Source organism: Streptomyces sp. NPDC093252 (assembly GCF_040683675.1).
Lineage (GTDB): Bacteria > Actinomycetota > Actinomycetes > Streptomycetales > Streptomycetaceae > Streptomyces.
The window spans coordinates 593,823-609,954 of sequence record NZ_JBFBEM010000002.1 but is presented as its reverse complement, the minus strand read 5'-3'; the positions used below and the strand labels follow the sequence as shown (position 1 = coordinate 609,954).

Sequence of the window (16,132 nt, the reverse complement as noted above, 5' to 3'; positions counted from 1 at the left end):
AGGGGGGAGCCGGGGCCGGGGGCCGGGGTCATGTGTTGTGCCCGAGGTTGCCGTCGCCGTCGACGGCCTGGGTCGCGCCCTGGGCGACGGCCTGCGTCCCGGCGGCCAGGACCGCACCGGCCGCGGCAGCCGCCGCCCCCGCCGGTCCCGCGACCGAGGCGGCCCGCCCGGCCCCCGCAGCCGCACCACCACCCCCGCCCTTGCCACTGCCACTGCCTCCGCCGGAGGCACCCCCCGCGCGCCCCGCGCCGGACGGCCCGCCCCGGTCGCCCGAGGACGCCCCGGACCCGCCGTCCGCGCCCCCCGGACCCCCGCCGCCGCTCCGCCCGTCGCGCCCGCCCGGCCCCGCCGCGCCGCCCCCGCCGGAGGCACCGCCACCGGTCGCGGACGCCCCCGAGGGCCCGGTCTTGCCCAGCCCCCCGGCGCCCCCGCCCCCGGAGGCACCGCCGCCGCTGCCGCGCCCGGCGAGCTGGATGGCGCCGGAGGCCAGACCACCGGCCACGCCCACCGCCTCCCCGCCCGGGTTGGCGCTGCCGAGCGCGGCGGTGGCCGGCACGATCAGCTTCAGCAGCGCGGGCAGCGCGACCGCCGACAGCAGCATCACGGCGATCCCGGCGATCCGGGTGTGGATGGTCCCGTCGGCCTCGCCCTGCACGCCCTTGCCCGCGCCGGTCATCACCGAACCCGCGTACAGGATCAGCCCCGCCGCCGGTTTGTAGAGGAGCCAGGCGATCAGCCAGCCGATGTGCTTGCGCCACCAGCCCGCGCCCCAGTCCGTCATGGACGCCGCCGCGGCCACCGGGAGGGTGCCCAGGAGCACGATCATGACGCCCATTCGGATGTAGAGCAGGATCGTCTGGAGGATCCCGGCGATCAGCAGCAGGAAGGCGAGGATCAGCTTGACGAACGCGCCGACCCCGCCGATGTCCGAGCAGCCGCCGATCTGCTTCAACTGCGCCTGGGCGCCCGCGTTGAAGAGATGGGTCGCGTAGCTGTCCGAGAGGACGACGGCGGCGCCCACGACGGTGGTCGCGGCGGTCGAGACGAGGACGACCCGCAGGATGCCCTTGAGCGCGGTGATCCCCGCGGTGCCCTTGCGCTCGACGGCCATCTTCGCCGCGGCGAACAGCAGCGAGCCGACCGCCAGATACACCACCAGCCACCGGGTCTGCCCGCTGACCTCCCGGGAGGTCGTCATCGATTCGAGCGTCGGGATGCCGGTGATGATCGCCCCGTACACCTGGACCGCCGCGAAGAGCACGAAGTCCGCGATCGTGGACAGGATCGTCCCGATGGGGTCGCCGAGGAAGCTGAAGAAGCCGAGGATGGCGTCGATGACCGGATTGCCGGTCTTGCAGGTCATGGTGTTCCGGCCCCCCACAGCAGATAGCCGTTGGTGTCCTGGACGGTCGTCATCTCGGTGTAGAGGGAGCCGTCGATCAAGGGCTGCACCTTCCAGTCGCCGTCGCTCCAGCGGACCTGCACGGAGGTCGCGGTGAAGCCCTGGCCGCCCTTGATGAGCAGCGAGACGGTCGCCGCCCCGGGCGTGTACGCGGTGAGCGAGAAACCGACGTACGAGGAGGCCGGGGAGCCGTCCCGGCGGCGGGCGGTGTCGGGGCTCAGCGAGCGCTGGAACTCGAACATGTCCCGGCCCGCCCCGGCCACCACCTGCTGCTCGGTGACGGTCCGCCAGTGGGCCTCGCTCATCTGGCTGGGGATGACGGTGGCGGCCAGCGCGGCGCCCGCCGGGGTGTGCGCGAAGCACCACCACAGGGCGCCCTGGAACCGGGTGGGCCCGGCCGAGGGCGAGACGGGCACCCGCCCGACGCCCAGCGTCCGCCACTCGATGTCCTCGGGCCCGCGCTCCGCTGCCGCGTCACCGCCGCCACCGCTGTCGTCGGTGGCGCACCCTTCGGGCCGCCCGCCCGTCAGAGGCGCCCCGGCGGACAGCGGCCCTTCACTCGCCGCCGCCGCTTCCGCCGTCTCCCCGCCGATACCGCCGGTGGCGGCCGTGGTCAGCGCGACCAGTCCGCCGATGACGACGACCAGGGCGAGGAAGCCGGCCGACAACTGCCAGCCCGGCTGCCTCCAGTACGGTCCGGACTCCTCGGTCCGCCGTTGTCCGCGCAGGAACATCCAGGTGCGCCCGTCTCTCGTTGCTCGGCTCTCGTCCGCGTCCCACACCGCCCCGCTCCGCCCCGCTCCGCTCCGCTCCGCCCCGTCCCGCCCCGTCCCGCCCCGGGTCCGGGTTCGGATCCGGGTCCGGGTCCGGGCTCAGGTGAAGACGAAGGAGACGATCGGACCGGCCGTGGCCACGAGGATGCAGCCGCCGAGCACCATCCCGAGGCGGCTCATGTGCTCGGAACTCTCGCCCCGCTTGACGGAGATGGCCATCATCGCGCCGGTCACCAGCACACCGGCGACCCCGGCGGCGGTACCGGCCCAGGCGACCAGGTCGAGAACGGTGCCGACCTTCTCCATCAGCGGTTCGGGAGCGTCGCTCTCCGGTTCCGGGACGTTGGCGAGGAAGCGGGTGGTCGTCTGCAGGAGGGAGGAGGAGGACATGAGGATCTCCGGGAGGAATCGGCGCCCCGCGCGAACCGCGGGACGGGGGGTAGGGGTACGGGCTCACTGGAGGGTGAGGTCGCCGAGCCAGGAGACGAGCGGTCCCGCCGTCGTGGCGACGATGCAGGCGAGGGCGATGATGAAGACCCCGCGGAAGTGCTCGCCGCCCTCGCCCGGATCGCCGCGGCGCAGTTGGAGCGACATGTTCATCCCGACGACCATCAGTCCGAAGACCCCGGCCGCCGAGACGCACCAGGCGAGGGTGTTGAGGATGTCGGCGCTCGCCGCGGCCTCCTTGGGCAGCGTCGGATTGAAGTACGAGGCGCTCGGCACCGGCTGGGCGAGGAGCTGGAGCAGATTCACGACCGCCCCCTCTCCCGCCCGGCCGGGGCACCGACCAGTTCACCGAGCCGTTCGAGCTGGACGGGCAGCCGCCGGGGCTCACCACCCTCCCGCCAGGCGGGGATCCAGGGCACCCGGTGCACCCGGGCCACCGACCGGACGACCCGGATCCGGCGCAGCAGACCGAGCGGCAGCATCCCGGGCGCGTCGGCGATCAGCACCACACAGAGCAGGTCCAGCCCGCGCGGGGCGTGGCCCTCCGCCAGCGACCGCAGCGCCTGCGACACCGACCGCAGCCCGCTCGCGCTGGTCCGCCCGACCAGCACCACCCGCCGGGGCTCCCCCCGGCCGGGCTCCGGCCACCGGGCACCCAGGTCGACCCCGCCGAACACCTCCACCAGCGAGGTCACCCCGGCCCCGCCGTGCGCCTTGACCCACCCCACCGCGTCCCGCGACGCCCCCCGTCCCGGCACACCCCGCCGGGTCGGCTGCCCCCAGGTGCCCTCGGGGACGGGGGCGGGGACGGGGACGGGCACGGGGGGAGCCGTGTCACGCCCCCGCGGGGGTGCGGGCGGGGCCTTGGGGGCGGGGGCGCGGCGTACGGGGGCGGTGCGGACCGCAGATGCGGGCGGGGTCGGGGTTGGGGTCAGGGTCGGGGGCGAAGGAGTGGCCGGGGCCGAAGGGGTGGCGGGAGCGCCCCGCCCGCCGGGTGCGCCCCGCCCGGCGGGTGGGCGCGGCGCACTCGGTCCGCTCGGCGCGCCCGGCGCGCCCGGCGTGTGCGGCGCACTCGGTCCGCGTTCCCATGACTGGGGGCCGGTCGCCGTTCCGGTCGCACGTGGGCCCATTCCCGTCCCGCCTCCCTCGTCGCTCGCGCTCGCGCCTGCGCCGCGCTGTCTCATCTGTTTTCCACCGCTTTGAACTCTTCTGGTCCTGCGGCCCGTTGGTCTGTCGAGCCCGGCGGACAGCACAACGGGCGGTCCGGCCACGGCGGTTCAAGGCGAGGGGAAGAAGGCGCGCGCGCATGGCAGACGGCGAGGAGGGCACGGCGTCGAAGGCCGTCCGGAACACCCTGATCGCGGGCGGTTCCTGCGGCTGTCTGATGATGCCGCTTGTCCTGGTCGGCGGGGCCGTCGTCGTGCTGATCTTCGGCGGGCTCGGGGTCCTGCTGGCCCCGCTCATCGCGCTGATCCTGCTGTTCGGCGGCGGGGGCGGCTCCTCGGCGGGTCCGGACGACGCGGACGAGGTGATCGAGGTGTTCGAGGGCGACGGCAAGGGCGCCCTGGAGCCGTCCACGGTCCCCGCCGACCTGGTGGACCCCATCGAGGAGGCGGGCGGGCTGTGCGACGCCGTCGGCCCGGTCGTCATCGCCTCCCAGGTCGAGCGGGAGTCCGGCTTCAACGCCGCGATGGTCGGCGCGAAGGGCGAGGAGGGCATCTCCCAGTTGCCGCCGGACGTCTTCAAGCGGTACGGCGAGGACGAGGACGACAACGACAGGACCTCCGCCTTCGACGCCGCCGACTCGATCGTCGCCCAGGGCCGCCACCTGTGCGCGCTGGCCGAGGAGGCGCAGGGGATGGTCGACGCGAAGGAGACCGACGACAGCGTCCTGGACCTCACCCTGGCCGCCTACCACGTCGGCATGGAGTCGGTCCGCGCGGCGAGGGGCGTGCCCGCGACGAGCGAGGCACAGGGCTATGTCGCCGCGATCCGCGCCCAGTTCGCCAAGTACGGCGGACTGGCCGCACCGCCGCCCGGCGCGACCCCGGGCGTCACTCCGAGCCCCACCCCGTCACCACCCCCCGCATGAGGAGCACGACAGCCATGGACCGCTTCGAGGTGTACCTCTCCGACGAAGGCCCGGCCGAGATCGACGGTGAGCCGGTCCGCACCGCCCCCGGCGGGTCCGTGCACGAGGCGGTGCTCGACCGCTTGCAGCGCTACGCCCAGGAGCGGGGCGGGCCGGTGGAGGCGATCGTCAACCAGGGCTCCGGCCTGGACGACTTCGCGCTCCAGGTGTCACCGGACGGTTCGAGCCGCTTGCTGCTGCCGGGGGAGGGGCTGGAGCCGGACGGGGAGGAGCGGCGGGGCCACGAGGCCGATGAGGCCGACGACGAGGCCGCCGAGGACCGCGGCGCGTCCGAGCCACCCGAACCTGTCCCCTCCCCCTCCCCCTCCCCCTCCGCCGCCTCCGCCCTCGCGGCCGTGGTGGGCCGGGCCAGGACGGCGGCCCGCGAGACACCCGCCGCCCCGGCCGCCCCCGACTCCTCCGGCCTGCCCCTCGCGTTCGCCCGGCGCATCGCCCGGGTCAACTCCCTGTCCGCCGCCGGCCGCCTGGAGGACGCCCACGCCGCCGCGACCGCCCTGCGCAAGAGCCTCACGCGCGAGGTGGGCGCCGACGCCCCGCCCGCGCTGGAGGCCCGCTCCCTGGAGGCGTACGTCGCCCATCTGGCCGGGGAGCACCGCGAGGCGGTCGTCCTGGCGCTGGGGGTGGCCCGGATCCGGTGCGGGGCCGGGGACCTGCGGGCGCCGGGGGACGTGGCACGGGCGGCGGCCTTCTGGCAGCGACTGGACGACGACACCGCGGCGCTGACCCACGGCCGGGAACTGCTCCACATGTGGGACGCCCTGAACCGCCGCGGCCTGCTGGCCCCCGGCCACCGGACCCTCGCGGAACGGGTACGGGCGCACATCGGATCACTGACACCGCCGGAGCCGCCGGGCCCCCTGGAGCCGGTGAGGCCGCCGGAGCCGGCGGAGTACGCCTGAGGCGCCGGTATACGCGAGGGACGGGCGCGTACACGGGACGTCAATCGCGCATGGACCGCCCCTCGGAACACTCCGTTCCCCAGGACGGCCCCGCTCCCGGTCACCCGGACCGGCTCCGGTCGTCCCGAGGAGCTGGAGCACACCATGAACGTGACGGTCATCGGTTCGGCGAGCGCGGCCTCGCCCGAGGAACGGGCGCTGCGCGACCTCTATCTGGCCCATGGCCCGGCGCTCCACACCTATGTGCTGCGCATGCTGGGCGGTGACACCCACCGCGCGGAGGACATCGTCCAGGAGACGCTGCTGCGCTGCTGGAACACCCGGAACCTGGCCGACGGCGAGGGGATGGCCGTACGCCCCTGGATGTTCCGGGTGGCCCGGAACCTGGTCATCGACGGGCACCGCACGCGGATGGCCCGGCCGCTGGAGATCAGCGGCGACACCTGGCTGGGGGAGTGGAGCGCCGAGGCGGACGACATCGAGCGGATGCTGTCGTCGGTGGTGGTGCAGCAGGCGCTGGAGGTGCTGACCCCGGCGCACCAGGAGGTGCTGCGGGCGACGTTCTTCGCCGACCGCACCACCCGCCAGGCGGCCGAGGCGCTGGGCGTCCCGCAGGGCACGGTCAAGTCCCGGGTGTACTACGCGCTGCGCTGCCTGAAGTCGGCCCTGGAGGAACGGGGGATGGGCTGAGCGCCCCCGCTCCCCCTTCGCTCCCCCCGTTAGACCCCCACGCCCATCCCCACCCCCGTACTCATCCCGGTACTCATGCCCGTACTCATCCCCACTCCCACTCCCACGACCTTCCCGTACTGCTCCCTGACCTCGCGGTAGCGGAGCAGTTCCGCGGCGACGGGGTCCAGGACGCGGGCCCGGCCGCAGGCCGCCGCGGACTCCCGCAGCCTTCGTTCCGCCTCCAGGCCGTAGCGTCTGGCCGGGCCGCGGGCCGCGAGCCGGCAGCTCCACTCCACCAGCGGCCCGCCGACGATCCCGACCACCATCAGCAGCACCGGCACCCCCAGATTCGGGGCCAGCGCCCCGGCGATCTGCCCCACCAGCCACACCCCGCCCGCGATCTGGAGCAGTGTCATGGCGGCCTGGGCGAGGACCGCGACCGGCCACCACCCGGGCCGGGGCGGACGCCCCGAGGGCAGCCCCGCCTGGGTGGCCAGTTCGTCCAGCGCCTCCGGCAGCCCCTGCGCCCCGCGGGCCGCCGCCTCGCGCACCGCCAGCGCCCAGGGCGCGGGCAGCCCGGCCGACGCCCGGTCGGCGACGGTCCGCACGGCCTGCTCGACCCGCTGCCGGGCGGTCGCCTCCTCGTCGGCCTGCGCGCGCAGCGGGAGCCGTCCGGTGGAGTGCTCGCCGCCCCGGTCCTGGTACCAGCGCCAGAGCCGCAGCCAGGGGGTGCCGCAGGCGCGGTTGGCGTTGCGCCGCCAGGCTCGTTCGGCGGCCTCGCCCGCCGCGCCCGCGCCGACCGAGTCGGCGAGCCGGGCCGAGAACTCGTCGCGGGCCTCCTCGCTCAACCCGGCGCGCCGCCCGGTCGCGTACACCGGACGCAGCCGGGCGGCGGCGGCGTCCATGTCGGCGGAGATACGGCGCGCGGCGGCGCCCCGCTCGGCCACGAACTGGCCCAGCGTCTCGCGCAGTTCGCCGAGCCCGTCGCCGGTGAGGGCGGAGAGGGCGAGGACATGGGCGCCGGACTCGCCGTACTCGCCGAGCGCGATGCCGTCCTCGTCCAGGAGGCGCCGCAGATCGTCCAGGACCTGTTCGGCGGCCTCGCCGGGCAGCCGGTCGATCTGGTTGAGGACGACGAACATCACCTCGGCGTGTCCGGCCATCGGCCGCAGATAGCGCTCGTGCAGGACGGCGTCCGCGTACTTCTCGGGGTCGACGACCCAGATCACGGCGTCGACCAGGGCGAGCACCCGGTCCGCCTCCTCGCGATGGCGTACGGCGGCGGAGTCGAGGTCGGGCAGATCGATCAGGACGAGCCCGCGCAGTTGTGCCTCGGCCTCCGCGTTGTGCAGGGGGCGGCGGCGCAGCCGTCCGGGGATGCCGAGCCGGTCGATGAGCCCCGCGGCGCCGTCGCTCCAACTGCACGCGATGGGCGAGGAGGTGGTGGGCCGCCGGACACCGGTCTCGGAGATGGTGACCCCGGCGAGCGCGTTGAACAACTGCGACTTGCCGCTGCCGGTGGCTCCGGCGAGGGCGACGACGGTGTGCTGCCCGGACAGCCGGCGCCGCGCCGCGGCCTCGTCCAGCACCTGCCCGGCCTCGGCGAGGGTACGGCTGTCCAGCCGGGTCCGGGACAGCCCGACCAGCTCGCGCAGCGCGTCCAGCCGGGCCCGCAGGGGCCCCTCGAACGCCAGCGGGGTGACCGGGAGGGCCCCGGCCCCGCCGCGCGCCTCCGCGAGCGCCGCTGCGGGCCGCTGCCCGCCGTCGCCGTACGGGTGCTCCTCGCCACCGCCGCCGTCCTCGGGCACCCGCCGCGCGATCAGCCCGTCGTCCCAGACGGGCGCGGCGCCGTCGGGGCCGGGGGCCGACGGGGCGGCGCGGGGCGGGGGCTCGGGGGCCGGAGGGGCGGTGCGGGGGAGGGGCTCCGGGGCCGGTGGGGCGACCGGGGCGGCGGTGCGGGGCGGGGGCTGGGTGGGGCGGGGCGGGACCGGGGGAGTGAGCCCGGCGGCGCTGACGGTGCGGCGGGGGGTGTCGCCGGACGCGGCGGACTCGGCGGGGATCGATGCCGCTTTCGCGGAGATGCTCCCCTCCGGGCGGCGGGGCGGGCTCTCGGGAGAAGGCTCAACGGAACCCGGCACCGTATCGACACCGCCACTGCCACCGACATCGGCGTTGGCGTTGGCATCGACGTCACCGGGGACGGGAACGGCGTCCGGAACACTCCGCATATCCGAGCCCTCCGGCACGTGCCGCTCACCCTGCTCACCTTGCTCCCCGCCCGCACCCGCACCCGCACCCGTGCCCACATCCCCGCCCACCACATCGGCCTCCTTCTGCTCGGCGTGGCCCGTCGGATCCTGGTCAGTGACGGCGGTCACCGTTCACCTCTCCTTCTGAAGTACGGACAGCGCGGCGATGAGTTCGGCCTGGGGCTCGGCGTGGACGTTGAGCCCGTCCAGCGGGGCGAGCCGGCGTTCGCGCTCGATGTGCAGCACCCGGTCGACGTACTCGCCGAGGAGCCGTCCGCCCCGGTCGCGCAGCCGGAGGGCGCCATGGGCGCCGAGCCGCTCGGCGAGGCTCTCCCCGGCGGTGCGGGCCCGGCGTCCGCCGAGCAGGGCGGTGGCGACGAGGGCGGCGATCAGCTCGGGGTCGGGTGCCGCGCCGCGGTCGAGGTCGCGGATCTCGTCCTCGGCGTACTCCTCCAGCTCCCGGCGCCAGCGGCGGACCGAGACGCCGATCCGGTGCTCGGCGCTCTCGGGCGGGGCGTCGCGCTCGACGAGCCCCGGGGCCCCGGAGGCGGGCTCGCGGCGCCAGGACTCGTCCACCCGTTCGTCGGCGGCGGTGACGGCGCAGGTCAGCAGCGTGCCGAGGCTCTCCACGAGGGCGTCGAGGAGTTCTCCGGCGGAGCAGTCGAGGGGGAAGGCGCGCCAGCGCTTGAGGGCGTCCCCGGCGAGGACGGCCCCCGACTGGAGTCGGCCGCGCAGACGGGCGTGCTCGCTGTCGTAGGCGTTGTCGACGGCGGAGGTGAGCCGCAGGGCGGCGGAGTACTGGGCGGCGGCGGCACCGGCCAGCTCGGGCATCCGGGAACTGAGCGAGTCCAGGACGCCGTACGCGGTCCGGGTCACCGTGAGGCGCCGGGCGCCGGGGTCCTGGGCCTGGTGGAGCAGCCAGGTGCGGAGCGCGGCGACGGCGCTGGCGGGCAGCAGGCCGCCGCCCCCGGCGGACTCGGGCAGTTCGGGGACGGTGAAGCGGGGCACGTCGCCGAGCCCGGCCTTGGTGAGGAGGGCGCCGTACTGGCGGGAGACCTCGGCGACGACCTGGTGGGGGACCCGGTCGAGGACGGTGACGAGGGTGGCCCGGTACTCCTTGGCGGTGCGGAGCAGATGCCAGGGGACGGCGTCGGCGTAGCGGGCGGCGGTCGTGACCATCACCCAGATGTCGGCGGCGCAGATCAGTTCGGCGGCGAGGACGCGGTTGTCGGCGACGAGGGAGTCGATGTCGGGGGCGTCGAGGAGGGCGAGGCCGGGCGGCAGGGTGTCGGCGGTCTCGATGCGCAGCACGCGGGTGGGGTTCTCGCCGGACAGCAGAAGATCGTCGCCGGGCTCCTGGTGGGGCACCCAGACCCGGGTGAGCTGGGGGAGCACGCGCATCCCGCTGAACCAGTGATGATCCTCCGGATGGCAGACGAGGACCGGCGTCCGGGTGGTGGGCCGCAGTACGCCCGCCTCACTGACCCGCCGTCCCACCAGGGAGTTGACGAGGGTGGACTTCCCGGCGCCGGTGGAGCCCCCGATGACGGCCAGAAGAGGCGCGTCGGGCTCTCTGAGCCGGGGCACCAGATAGTCGTCGAGCTGCGCGAGCAGTTCGTCGCGGTTGGCACGCGCGCGTGGGGTCCCCGCCAGGGGCAGCGGGAAGCGTGCGGCGGCGACACGGTCGCGCAGGGTGGAGAGTGCGTCGAGGAGCTGAGGCCGTACGTCCAAGGTCACCACATGCGAAGAATGCCCAATTTTAGGGGAATTCTGAAGCATATGCGCATGTCTGCGCGCCGACCGGACACAAGGGGCGGAAGGGGCGACTGGGGATCAGTCACAGTCGAGGCATAACGAGTGCACAACACCCGGGGCGTAAGACGTCAAAAGCGGTGCACGATTCGTACCTGCCTGCGATTATCAGGACCGCTTCACCGAACCTCCACATCGAGCCACGGAGGCGAAGCAACAGGGGCAGGGAACCCGGAGCTTTATCCTTGTCCCCGGCAACGTCACGGATCAGCCCGCACCCGGGCACCACGACAGAGGCCACACCAGGCCCCCGTAGCTCAGTGGATAGAGCAGGCGCCTTCTAAGCGCTTGGCCGCAGGTTCGAGTCCTGCCGGGGGCGCCATCGGCGTCTCGCCAGGAGCTGTGTTGTGCCTGGTCAGACCAGTGTCTGACCCGCACGGAAGCGCAGCGTACGCCGACGGGCCTCTATGGGTGCTGTCCCCCCCGCATCCCCCGCCGGAATGGCCCCAAGCGGCCATTCCGAGCCTTCTCCCTCACCTGGACACCGGACCAATACGGGCATCGCCCGGTTGGTGGCTCCCGGCCTGCCCACCGCACTGCTCTGCCCCCCTGCTCAGCAATGTCAGCGGTATCAGTGGTACCAGCAACGTCGCCGGTATCGGCGATTCGGCCATCTCCCGCCCGCAGTCGCCCCAAGCCGGACAAGGGATGCCCCACCCGCAGGGCTCCCCGGCGCAGGAAACAGCGGGCTCCCCAGCACGACCGAATGACGTGTGTTCGATATCGCAGTTGTGTCGTTGGACCTCACGACCCTGCCGTAGCGACCGCCCGAAGGGGAACGATGACCTCGGCCAATACCCAGAACCAGCCGCCGCAACCGCCCAAGGGGACCCCGCCGGACGATGAACCGCAGGAGGCCGGTGTTCGAGAGGAGGAGTATCTCTACCGCGACGCGTCACGGCTCCGGGCCGGCTCCCTGCTGACGTCCCGCACCATGGCGCGGCGCCTGCCCTCGCTCGTACGGCGCTCGGTGCGGATGGCCTGGCGCGTGGACCGCGGCGCGACCATCGGGCTGCTGGTGTGCCAGACCGGGACCGGCGTCCTGGCGGCCCTGGGCCTCCTGGCTGTCACGGGCACGATCACCGCGCTGATCTCCTCCGGCGACATCACCGAGCGGCTGTGGGACGCCGCCCCGCAGCTCGCCGTGATCACCGTCGCCACCGGCCTGCGCGCCCTGCTGGGCATCGCCGTCGGCTGGCTGACCGCCCGGCTGCGCCCGATACTCGGCCGGGCCGCCGAGCTGACGATGATCGAGGCCGCGCTCGGCGCGGAACTGGCCGCCAACAACAAGCCCGGCTACAACGACGCCTACGACATCGCCGACCGCGGCGCCCAGGTCACCCCCGACCTGGTCGAAGAAGCGCAGGACGTCCTGGCGGCGACCGCCACACTCACGGCCGGCGCCACCGTCCTGACCGTCCTGCACCCGCTCCTCCTCCCCCTGCTCTTCCTCGCGTGCCTGCCGCAGGCCGCCGCCTATGTCCGTTCCGCCCGCGTGATCTACCTCGCCGGGCTGGAGACCTCCGGGCGGCGCCGGATGCTGGGCAAGCTGCGGTGGCACATGGCCTACCAGGAGTCCAGTGAGGAGATGCGCGCTTGCCTGGCCGGTCCGTTCCTGATCGGCCGGTACCGGCGGCTGGCGGCCTCGGTCAACACGGCCGAACGCAAGGCCGCGAACACCGGTGCCTGGATGGGACTGGCCGGGGCGGTGGCCGGCGGGGTCGCCTCGACCGCGGTGTGGGCGGCGCTGCTGTGGCTCCTGGCCTCCGGACGGATGAGCCTGGCAGCCGGCGGCGGCGCGGTCTTCGCCCTCCAGACGGCCACCGGCTCGGTGCGCGGCATCATCAACGGCGGCGCCCGCCTCGTACGCACCGGCTGGTATGTGCAGGACTGGCAGAACTTCCTCGACAACGCCCACGGCCAGGCCATGACCGACTCCCGTGGCACGGCGCCCTTGACCGCGGCCCCGAGGCGTTTCGAGGTCCGCGACGTCACATACCGCTACGACGGCGCACCGCAGGACAGCCTGAGCAGTGTCTCCCTGCATGTGCGGCGCGGGGAGATCGTGGCGCTGGTCGGCGAGAACGGCTCCGGCAAGACGACCCTCTCGCGCCTGCTCTGCGGGCTGCTGCTGCCCACCGAGGGCGAGGTGGCCTGGGACCACGCCTCCACCACGGATCTGGACCCGTGGGGATCGTGGGAGCACGTCGCGGTGGTGCCGCAGAAGTTCACCTACCTGCCGCTGACGATGCGCGACAACATCACGTTCGGCCAGGGCGACACCAGTGACGCGGCGCTGCTCGCCGCATGCGAGGCGTCCGGCGCCGCGGAGATGCTGCCAGGGCTCCGCTCCGGCCTGAACACCCTGCTGACCAGTGAGTGGTTCGGCGGCCAGCAGCTCTCCGGCGGGCAGTGGCAGCGCTTGGTCCTCACCCGCGCCTTCCACCGCCAGGCGGCGCTCCTGGTCATGGACGAACCCACGGCCGCCCTGGACGCGCGGGCGGAGCACCGGATCTTCACCGGCCTGCGCGAACTGGCCAAGGACCGCGCCGTCCTGCTGATCACCCACCGGCTCACCAACGTCGCGGTCGCCGACCGGATCGTGGTCCTGGACCAGGGACGGATCGTCCAAGAGGGCAGCTACGACCAACTCACCCAGGAGCCAGGTATCTTCCGATCCCTGTGGGAGCTGCAACGCAGGATGAGCGGCGACACCGCCTGATCCCCACTCACCGCTGCGCATACCCATTGGAGGAAACAGCGCAGCGGGTCGCGAACCCTCCAGGGTTGATAACCGACGACGGCAGGGTCCGCTACAGCGGCCCCGGTGGACTGTTGCGAACCCTCCAGGGTTGATAACCGACCCCGAGTGTAAAGCCGCACGTCACCGGGTGCATTTCTGCGCCTCTCCTGCGGAACGCCGTCTGGCGCGGCCTCCCCCTCAGCTACGAACGCCGCACCCTGCCCCCGATCGTCGAGTACGCCCACGCCCACGGCCACCGCGACCGCGCCGGAATCGCCGGCTGACCGATCTCTTCCCAGCGGCTGCGTGCCCGTCGAAACGGAACTCCCCCTTCGAGTGGCGAGGTTTTCCACAGGCCCCGGAGCCGTCCACAGCCCCCGGCGGATGTCGGCCCGCGGCGGCAGTCTGGTCACACGGCGCTCGCCCCGACGGCGAACGCCCGGCACAGCCACCGCCGTACGGGACGGACCCTTCGGCGTACCCGGCAGGGAAAGGGACGAGGACCATGAACGAGACGCAGGTGTGCACGGTGGGGAACGTGGCGACGCAGCCGGTCTACCGGGAGCTGGCGGCCGGACCGTCGGCCCGGTTCCGGCTGGCCGTGACCTCGCGGTACTTCGACCGGGAGAAGAAGACCTGGGCCGACGGACACACCAACTTCTTCACGGTGTGGGCCAATCGCCAGCTCGCCACCAACGTGGCCGCGTCGCTGGGGGTGGGTGACCCGGTGATCGTGCAGGGCCGGCTGAAGGTGCGCAGCGATGTCCGCGAGGGGCAGAGCCGGACCTCCGCGGACATCGACGCGACGGCGATCGGCCATGATCTGGCCCGCGGCACCTCCGCGTTCCGCCGCGCGACCCGCCCGGAACCGCCCACCACGGCCGCCACCACCCCCACCCCGGACCCGTCCCGCCCCGACCCGGAATGGGAGACACCCCCGGCCAACCAGAAGCCCAACGACGACCCCAGCGACGACCCCAGCGAGGAGGCAAGCGGAGAGACCAGGGGCGAGGCCGACCACCAGAGCGCGCCCGACTCCACCCCCGTCCCCGTCCCCGTGACGACGTAACGCCCCCTCCACGCCGTACTCAAGCCGTACTCAAACCCATCACGGCTTATCGGCGAATACACCCAGGAATCACGAATCACCCTCATCCTCCCCCTGGGGATTTGTCGATAAGCCCAGTTCGAAACCCGCCCCGGCGATAACGATTCCGATTCGGATCGGTTGCCCGTGGAGATCACTGGGAAGCGCGGTTCGTTCTCGTCCTTAGGATGCCGAACAAAGCTCCAGGGGCTGCTGATGCTGCTGGTGGGACCACACCCCCCACATCAATGGGTCCTGCTCGAAGGGGAGTTCCGTGTTTTCTTCGTTCTGCGTGCCGCTCCTGTCCACCGTGCGGGGACGCGGTCCGGTCCGCCGGGCCGCCGCTGCCGCGCTGGTGGGCGGGGTCGTGGCCGTCGGCGTGCTCACCGCCGCCGGTCCGGCCGCCGCGGACGGGACACCGGCGCCGGGCCAGGGCGGCGCGGTCGCCACGGTGGGCGCGCTCAAGACGTACGGCGACGCGGTCATCCACGACGAGGACGGCGACCACCGGATCTCCGCCGGGCTGTTCGAGATGTCCGTCGAGGGCGGCGGCATGCTCCAGACCTACTGCGTCGATCTGCTCAACCCGACGCAGAAGGACGCCAAGTACCACGAGACCCCCTGGAGCGGCACCTCGCTCGGCGCCAACAAGGACGCCGGGAAGATCCGCTGGATCCTCCAGAACTCCTACCCCCAGGTCAACGATCTCGCGGAACTCGCCCGCAGAGCGGGCATCCGCTCCGGCTCCGGCTTCACCGAGCAGGACGCGGCGGCCGGCACCCAGGTGGCGATCTGGCGGTACTCCGAGAAGTCGGGCGGAGCGCGGGGCGTGGCGGTCGAGGCGCTCGACCCGCAGGCCGAGCGGCTCGCCGACCACCTGGAGAAGAGCGCCCGCTCCACCGCCGAGCCCAGCGCCTCCCTCACCCTGGAGCCGCCCGCCGTCTCCGGGCCGCCGGGCGCGCTGCTTGGCCCGGTCACGGTCCGGACGAACGCCGGGAGCGTGACGGTGTCCCCGCCCGCCGACGCCGCCACCTCCGGGGTGCGGATCGTCGACGAGGAGGGCGAGCCCGTCACCACCGCCGCCGACGGCGCCCGGCTCTACTTCGACGTCCCCGCCGACGCCCCGGACGGCACGGCGGAGCTGACCGTGCACGCCTCGACGACCGTCCCGGTGGGCCGCGCCTTCGCCTCCGAGAGCCGCAGCCAGACCCAGATCCTCGCCGGGTCCAGCGAGTCCTCGGTCACCGCCGGCGCCGCCGCGACCTGGGCGCAGAGCGGCCCCGTACCGGCCCTGTCCGCGCGGGAGAACTGCGCGGCGGGCGGAGTCGACATCACCGGCGCCAACGCGGGCGCGGAGCCCTTCACCTTCGAACTCCTCGGCGTCGAGCACACCATCCCGGCGGGCGCCACCCGCACCGTGACCGTCCCGCTCCTGGAGGACCAGGCGTACGACTTCACGATCACCGGCCCCGGTGGCCTGGAGCGGCGCTTCAGCGGTGTCCTGGACTGCCTGACCCGGAGCACCGACACCGGCGGCCCGAACACCCAGATCCTCAGCGAGCCCAGCCCGGCCACCGTCGGCGGCACCTCCGAGGAGCTGAACCTCGCCGCGACCGGCTCCTCCGGCGCCGCCCCGCTGATCGGCGGCCTCGCGATCGGCCTGGTCGTGATCGGCGGCACGGCCCTGATCGTGCTCCGCGACCGCGAGAAGAAGCCCGCCCACCAGGACTGACCCCCCGACCCACCAGGACTGACCCCCGCCCGCCAGGACTGCCCCCCTCGATCCCCGCCCCCGCCCCCGCGACCCCCTCGCCCTCACCCCCCTCGTACCCGCCCGAAACCCCCAGGTCAGCGACGCTCGCCGGAACGGGTTTTCGTCAGGGGGTCGCCGTCGGG

At 73.9% G+C, this 16,132-nt stretch carries 13 protein-coding genes and 1 tRNA gene; 7 read left to right on the top strand and 7 right to left on the bottom strand.

The genetic code is table 11. From position 1 onward, the window contains the following. Window positions 1-28: 28 nt before the first annotated feature. The 5 genes from AB0O01_RS05775 to AB0O01_RS05755 form a co-directional block, all read right to left on the bottom strand. The gene (locus AB0O01_RS05775; protein WP_365311187.1) at window positions 29-1,363 is read right to left on the bottom strand and encodes a hypothetical protein; all 1,335 of its coding nucleotides are present in this window, start codon (window positions 1,361-1,363) and stop codon (window positions 29-31) included. Then, window positions 1,360-2,184, bottom strand: coding sequence for a hypothetical protein (locus AB0O01_RS05770; RefSeq protein WP_365311186.1), 825 nt, complete (start codon window positions 2,182-2,184; stop codon window positions 1,360-1,362). The genes AB0O01_RS05775 and AB0O01_RS05770 overlap by 4 nt, the downstream gene beginning before the upstream one ends. Before the next feature lie 90 nt (window positions 2,185-2,274). Next, on the bottom strand, window positions 2,275-2,565 hold the full coding sequence (locus tag AB0O01_RS05765; protein ID WP_365311185.1) for a hypothetical protein: 291 nt from the start codon (window positions 2,563-2,565) through the stop codon (window positions 2,275-2,277). Window positions 2,566-2,628: 63 nt separating this feature from the next. Continuing rightward, a complete protein-coding gene (locus tag AB0O01_RS05760) occupies window positions 2,629-2,928 on the bottom strand; it encodes a hypothetical protein (protein ID WP_365311183.1) in 300 nt (99 codons plus the stop codon). Further along, window positions 2,925-3,443 carry a DUF6668 family protein gene (locus tag AB0O01_RS05755; protein ID WP_365311181.1) on the bottom strand — a complete coding sequence of 173 codons (519 nt, stop codon included), beginning with the start codon at window positions 3,441-3,443 and terminating at the stop codon, window positions 2,925-2,927. Before AB0O01_RS05755 ends, AB0O01_RS05760 begins: the two co-directional genes overlap by 4 nt. A gap of 485 nt (window positions 3,444-3,928) precedes the next feature. Here AB0O01_RS05755 and AB0O01_RS05750 point away from each other — a divergent pair, with 485 nt between their 5' ends. From AB0O01_RS05750 to AB0O01_RS05740, 3 genes are all read left to right on the top strand, one after another. After that, window positions 3,929-4,714 (top strand): lytic transglycosylase domain-containing protein, encoded by a 786-nt coding sequence (locus AB0O01_RS05750; RefSeq protein WP_365311180.1) that lies wholly within the window; start codon window positions 3,929-3,931, stop codon window positions 4,712-4,714. Next, window positions 4,711-5,673, top strand: coding sequence for a hypothetical protein (locus AB0O01_RS05745; RefSeq protein WP_365311179.1), 963 nt, complete (start codon window positions 4,711-4,713; stop codon window positions 5,671-5,673). Before AB0O01_RS05750 ends, AB0O01_RS05745 begins: the two co-directional genes overlap by 4 nt. A 144-nt stretch (window positions 5,674-5,817) precedes the next feature. After that, on the top strand, window positions 5,818-6,363 hold the full coding sequence (locus AB0O01_RS05740) for a sigma-70 family RNA polymerase sigma factor (protein WP_365311178.1): 546 nt from the start codon (window positions 5,818-5,820) through the stop codon (window positions 6,361-6,363). Window positions 6,364-6,392: 29 nt separating this feature from the next. On the opposite strand, the gene AB0O01_RS05735 is transcribed toward AB0O01_RS05740, so the two are convergent. After that, window positions 6,393-8,723 (bottom strand): YfjP family GTPase, encoded by a 2,331-nt coding sequence (locus AB0O01_RS05735; protein ID WP_365311177.1) that lies wholly within the window; start codon window positions 8,721-8,723, stop codon window positions 6,393-6,395. A 3-nt stretch (window positions 8,724-8,726) separates the two neighbouring features. Further along, window positions 8,727-10,334 (bottom strand): dynamin family protein, encoded by a 1,608-nt coding sequence (locus AB0O01_RS05730; RefSeq protein ID WP_365311176.1) that lies wholly within the window; start codon window positions 10,332-10,334, stop codon window positions 8,727-8,729. 318 nt (window positions 10,335-10,652) lie between these two features. Between AB0O01_RS05730 and AB0O01_RS05725 the strand changes: the two genes are divergently transcribed. The 4 genes from AB0O01_RS05725 (at window position 10,653) to AB0O01_RS05710 (ending at window position 15,968) form a co-directional block, all read left to right on the top strand. Continuing rightward, window positions 10,653-10,728, top strand: a tRNA-Arg gene (locus AB0O01_RS05725). A 459-nt stretch (window positions 10,729-11,187) separates the two neighbouring features. Then, window positions 11,188-13,128 carry an ABC transporter ATP-binding protein gene (locus AB0O01_RS05720; RefSeq protein WP_365311175.1) on the top strand — a complete coding sequence of 647 codons (1,941 nt, stop codon included), beginning with the start codon at window positions 11,188-11,190 and terminating at the stop codon, window positions 13,126-13,128. Between the two features lie 526 nt (window positions 13,129-13,654). Then, entirely contained in the window at window positions 13,655-14,218 is a 564-nt protein-coding gene (locus AB0O01_RS05715; protein WP_365311174.1) for a single-stranded DNA-binding protein, read from the top strand. A 328-nt stretch (window positions 14,219-14,546) separates the two neighbouring features. After that, window positions 14,547-15,968, top strand: coding sequence for a Cys-Gln thioester bond-forming surface protein (locus AB0O01_RS05710; RefSeq protein ID WP_365311261.1), 1,422 nt, complete (start codon window positions 14,547-14,549; stop codon window positions 15,966-15,968). The last annotated feature ends 164 nt before the right edge of the window (window positions 15,969-16,132 follow it).